Annotated in this window: 1 protein-coding gene; it reads right to left on the reverse strand. The window is 58.3% G+C overall.

Annotation, left to right across the window (positions count from 1 at the left end; genetic code table 11):
• Positions 1-353 precede the first annotated feature (353 nt).
• Entirely contained in the window at positions 354-1367 is a 1014-nt protein-coding gene (locus BM254_RS17605) for an IS110 family RNA-guided transposase (RefSeq protein WP_092006926.1), read from the reverse strand.
• Positions 1368-1459: the final 92 nt, after the last annotated feature.

Consider the following 1459-nt stretch of genomic DNA (forward strand, 5'->3'; position numbering starts at 1 on the left):
CCAATCCACCACAACCGCCGGTTGTGGTGGCTCCTCCCTTCCAATACGCACCCGTTGTTCTCAGTGGTGGTTGCGGACTGATCCGCACCAGACACCCATCAGGATCAAGACCGCTGGTCGCGAACAGCGAGGCGGCCCCTGGCCGAAGCCCCAGAAAACCGTCGGTGCCTGATCGTGTCCAAGTGGATACAGATGTCGTGGTTTGCCAACGTGTGGCACCAGTCTCTTGATGGTTCACGACCAGGGCGCATCAGTGCACCTTTGGTGCTTGGGAGAATGGGCGGGGACTCATTCAGATTTCTGGTTTTACCATCCCCATTTCGGAGCTCCCCCGCCCATTCAACTTAAAATCATCAGGCAAACAATCGCGTTTCATCGAACGCCACCCCATCCCGCATCACGTAATAACAGGCGCGTGCCAGCTTGTGGGCCAGGGCCTTGGTCGCCAGGGCACCATTCTTCTGGGCGCGCTTGCGCTGATAGAACCGGTGCGCCACCTTGTTGTGTCGGATGATGCTGTGAGCGGCTTCCACAAAGGCCCAGCTCAGGTATTTGTTGCCATTACGGGTATTATTGCGGCCCTTGGCCTTGCCGTTGCTGAGCCGTTGGCTGTTGACGCAGCGGCAGTAGGACGCGAACTGGCCCACCGTCGGAAAGCGGTCGATATCCCCCGTCTCCAGAGCGATAGTCTGGCCCAGGATCGGGCCGATCCCGTCGACCGTCAGCAGGGACTGAAGATAGGGATTGTCCTGGGTCTGCTTCGTCACCTGGCGCTCAATCGACTCGATTTGTCCATTGAGAACCTGCAGCATCGCCAGGTGGCAGCGCAGGGCAAATTGCAAATTCGGGTGCTGGTGCAACTCAAGCAACTGAGTGGATGCCCGCTTAAGCTCGGTGCAGGCCACCTGCAGCCCGGTACAACGCCGGATCTGGCATTGAGCGCTTAGCAGGTGCATCACCCGCTCCCGGTTGAGGAACAAGCGCTGGCGCAGCAGGTCCCGCAACGTTCGCTGCTCATAGGGATAGATATAACCGGTGGGCAGAATGCCCAGGCGCATCAGATGAGCCAGCCAGCGGGCGTCGGAAACGTCGTTGGTGTGCTTCAGACCTTTGTACTGCTGCACCGCATGCGTGTTGACCAGCATGACGTGGTGACCGGCCGCTTGTAGGCCGTCCACCAGCCAGTACCAGTTGAAGGTCGACTCCACCGCAACCCCGTAGAGATCGTTCTGGAAAGGCTGCAGCGCCCGCTCGATGGTGGGCAGGTCGTTAGGTAGACGTTCCTGATAAAGCACGCTGTCATTCTCATCAAGAACGACAGCGACACTATTGTTTGAATGCAGGTCGATGGCGCAGAATAGAGTCATGTCAGCCTCCTGTAGCGGCAGTGTGTTTGCCAACTACCAGCCTACTCCGGATGACGGACTATGGGAGGCTGGCTACATGATTTTCAGATGAA

Origin of the sequence: Marinobacter pelagius (assembly GCF_900114925.1) — a bacterium.
Lineage (GTDB): Bacteria > Pseudomonadota > Gammaproteobacteria > Pseudomonadales > Oleiphilaceae > Marinobacter > Marinobacter pelagius.